Genomic DNA, 3,500 nt, shown 5'->3' on the forward strand with positions numbered 1-3,500 from the left:
AAAAAAAGTTAATCGGTTAAATGAGTGATTCGTTTTTCAGACGGCCTGAATAAAAAACCATAACAGGCCGCCTGTAAGATAAGTTTATTTCCTGCGGCGTTGGAAACCGGGCAGTTGCCAATGGAAATGGTATGCAGTCAGACGGAACAACAATCCGCCGGCAAAGAGCAGGTTTAACGTAAAAATATTAATCCAGCCCAAATGCCCGAACAGATAAATCAGCCCGCCAATCAAAATAGCCACGCTGCCGTAAAGGTCGGTACGCAAAATCATCGGTACATCATTGACCAAAATATCGCGCGCAATACCGCCACCAACGGCAGTCACAAAAGCCAAAGAAATAACGCCGAACAGATTAAGCTGCAAAGCCATACCGATTTGTGCACCGGTAATGCTGAACGCTGCCAAACCAATGGCATCGGCAATAATAAAAGCAGCGGCCAAATAGGTGCTGCGATAACGTTGCACCCTTATCAACCATGCGATAGCAAGCGTAGCAAACACAACAATCAGCGCATCGGTTTGCAAAAACACTTGCGGAATCCGGCCAACCAAGCCATCGCGTATCATGCCGCCGCCGACAGCCGTCAGTAACGCAGTAATGACGACACCGAGCACATCCAACCGCTTGTTGTAGCCGACCAAATAGCCTGAAATGGCAAACGCAGCTGTCCCAATGATTTGAATGAAGTCGGTGGCTGTCATGTTTTTAAATATCTACAATATGCAGCACCTCAATACATTCAGGCGCTTTTATATGGTTTATTTTCAGACGGCCTTGAATCATCAAGGCCCTAAAACATTATTCCGGCGCTTTGGTGTGCCAATCGCTGCTCAGCTGAACCTGATGTGCGGCACCCAAAATTTTGGCTTCGGAGAAATAGTTGCCGATAAATTGCACACCAATCGGCAGGCCGTTTGCGCTGAAACCGGCTGGCAGAGTCAATGCGGGCAAACCGGCAAGGTTCACGGCGATGGTGTAAATATCGGACAAGTACATTTGTACAGGGTCGTGAATGTCGCTGCCGAGTTTTGGCGCGGCAGTCGGTGCAGTCGGCGCCAAAATGAAATCACATTGACCAAAGGCCGTCTGAAAATCATTGGCAACCAGACGACGCAGTTTTTGCGCTTTCAGATAATAAGCATCGTAGTAACCATGACTCAATACATAAGTACCGATCATGATACGGCGCTTAACCTCGCTGCCGAAACCTTCGGCACGGGTGTTACTATACATTTCTTCCAAATCGCCGAATTGCGCCGCACGGTGGCCATAACGTACGCCGTCAAAACGGGATAAGTTGGTACTTGCTTCCGCAGAGGCGAGAACGTAATAAGCAGGAATCGACAATGATGTTTGCGGCAGGGAAACTTCAACAGTCTCTGCGCCTTGAGCTTTGAGCAAATCGATAACACTTTGCAAGGCCGTCTGAACATCGGCATCCGCGCCTTCGCCGAAATATTCTTTAGGCAAACCGATTTTCAAACCTTTGAGCGGCTTGTCCAAATCACGGGTGTAGTCTTCTTTGTCGCGCTCCAAGCTGGTGGAATCGCGCTCGTCAAAGCTGGCCATGGCGTTCAACAAAATCGCGCAGTCTTCGGCCGTTTGCGCCATAGGACCGGCTTGGTCAAAGCTGGAAGCATAAGCAACCATACCAAAGCGTGAAACCGTACCGTAAGTCGGCTTGATGCCGGTAATGCCACAATGCGATGCTGGCTGGCGGATAGAACCGCCGGTATCCGAACCTAACGCAGCCGGTGCCAAACGCGCCGCAATCACAGCAGCCGAACCGCCTGACGAACCGCCGGGAACATGCTCAAGATTCCATGGGTTTTTGGTTGCGCCGTAGAATGAAGTCTCATTGGTCGAACCCATGGCAAATTCGTCCATATTGGTACGGCCGAGAGTCACCATGCCGGCATCCAACAGGTTTTGCACCACAGTGGCAGTATAAGGAGAAACAAAGTTATCCAACATTTTGGAGCTGCATGCACTGCGCCAACCTGTTTGGCAGAAAATATCTTTATAAGCAACCGGCACACCGGTCAAAGCCGTTGCATTGCCGGCTGCGATACGCGCATCGGCTGCTTTGGCCTCAGCAAGGGTCTTATCTTGATCGATGGTCACATAGCCGTTGATGGCAGGGTTTTTCGCAGCAATAGCGGCCAAATATTCGGTCGCCAATTCGACTGCGGAAATTTGTTTGGATTGCAGCAGGCTGCTGGCTTGTTTGAGCGTGTAAGCGGTCATTGTGCCGTACTTTCTATAAAACAGTTTTTGCTTTCAAAACAGATATTGAAAACATCCGTTTAAATCAATAAATCGGGCCGTCTGAACAAAGTATCCTTTCAGACGGCCTTGCAATAGGGGCTTGCCGATAAGCAAAGGCCATCTGAAACCTTATTCTTCAATCACTTGAGGAACGATATACAGTCGGTTGCGCACTTCGGGGGCAACAGCCTGATATTCTGCGGCATGATCGGTTTCAGTCACTTTATCTTCGCGCAGGCGCAAAGCGGCTTCGTGCGGATGCGCCATGGGTTCAATGCCGTCGGTATTGACGCTTTGCATGTTTTCAACCATGGCGAAAATGTCGTTCAACTCGGCAAGCGTTTTGTTTTTTTCTTCGTCCGTTAAAGTGAGGCGCGAGAGTTTTGCGATTTTTTCCACATCATTTAAGCTTAAAGCCATAAAAAATCCTTGTCTGATAGCAATGCCTCTTAGGTTTGGGGTATCATTGCATTTCGTCTTCTATGAAGCGAAGAATTATAACCGAAAACCAAACAGGTTGGCATGGTGTTTTAATTCAGACGGCCTTTTAAGGGGGCATTTATCCGTCTTAAACCGTGTACCTGTTTTTCTTATTTTAAATAATGCTAAACACATCCGGGCTGGGCCGGAATTTCAGGAATCCTATGTTTCGTCTTTTATCTCGTTTCCTCTCCAATGATATTGCCATCGACTTGGGCACGGCCAACACGCTGATTTTTGTACGCGGCAAAGGGATTGTTTTGGATGAACCGTCTATGGTTGCGATTCAATCCGGCGCAGGCAATAAAAGTAAAATTATGGCTGTGGGCACGGAAGCCAAAAAAATGCAGGGCCGTGCGCCGCGCAATATTGAAATCGTCCGCCCGATGAGGGACGGCGTGATTGCTGATTTTGTGATTACCGAGCGTATGCTGGGTATGTTGATTAAAAAAGCCACCGAAGGACGGTCTTTGGTTCCGCCTCGTGTGGTTATCTGTGTTCCGGGCGGCTCTACCCAAGTGGAACGTAAAGCGATTTTGGATTCAGCGTTTGCCGCCGGCGCGGCAAGCGTACATTTGATTGAAGAACCGATGGCTGCCGCTTTAGGCGCAGGCTTGCCGATTGAAGATGCGGCAGGTTCGATGATTGTCGATATTGGCGGCGGTACGACTGAAATCGGTATTCTTTCACTGGGCGGCATGGCCTATTCTGCTTCTGTCCGCGCAGCCGGCGATGAATTCGATAAAAG

General features: G+C 49.0%; 4 protein-coding genes. 1 reads left to right on the plus strand and 3 read right to left on the minus strand.

Annotated features, from left to right (window positions below; translation table 11 throughout):
• Positions 1–84 precede the first annotated feature (84 nt).
• From ACTHUM_RS10910 to gatC, 3 genes are all read right to left on the minus strand, one after another.
• Complete coding sequence (locus tag ACTHUM_RS10910) at positions 85–705, minus strand: trimeric intracellular cation channel family protein (RefSeq protein ID WP_049336490.1); 621 nt, start codon at positions 703–705, stop codon at positions 85–87.
• Between the two features lie 97 nt (positions 706–802).
• Complete coding sequence (gatA, locus tag ACTHUM_RS10915) at positions 803–2,251, minus strand: Asp-tRNA(Asn)/Glu-tRNA(Gln) amidotransferase subunit GatA (protein ID WP_049336489.1); 1,449 nt, start codon at positions 2,249–2,251, stop codon at positions 803–805.
• A 150-nt stretch (positions 2,252–2,401) separates the two neighbouring features.
• Positions 2,402–2,692 carry an Asp-tRNA(Asn)/Glu-tRNA(Gln) amidotransferase subunit GatC gene (gene gatC, locus ACTHUM_RS10920; RefSeq protein WP_003685110.1) on the minus strand — a complete coding sequence of 97 codons (291 nt, stop codon included), beginning with the start codon at positions 2,690–2,692 and terminating at the stop codon, positions 2,402–2,404.
• Between the two features lie 224 nt (positions 2,693–2,916).
• Here gatC and ACTHUM_RS10925 point away from each other — a divergent pair.
• On the plus strand, positions 2,917–3,500 hold a 584-nt coding region (locus ACTHUM_RS10925), incomplete at its 3' end, for a rod shape-determining protein (RefSeq protein WP_440402883.1).

Source organism: Neisseria sp. P0021.S006, from assembly GCF_051956895.1.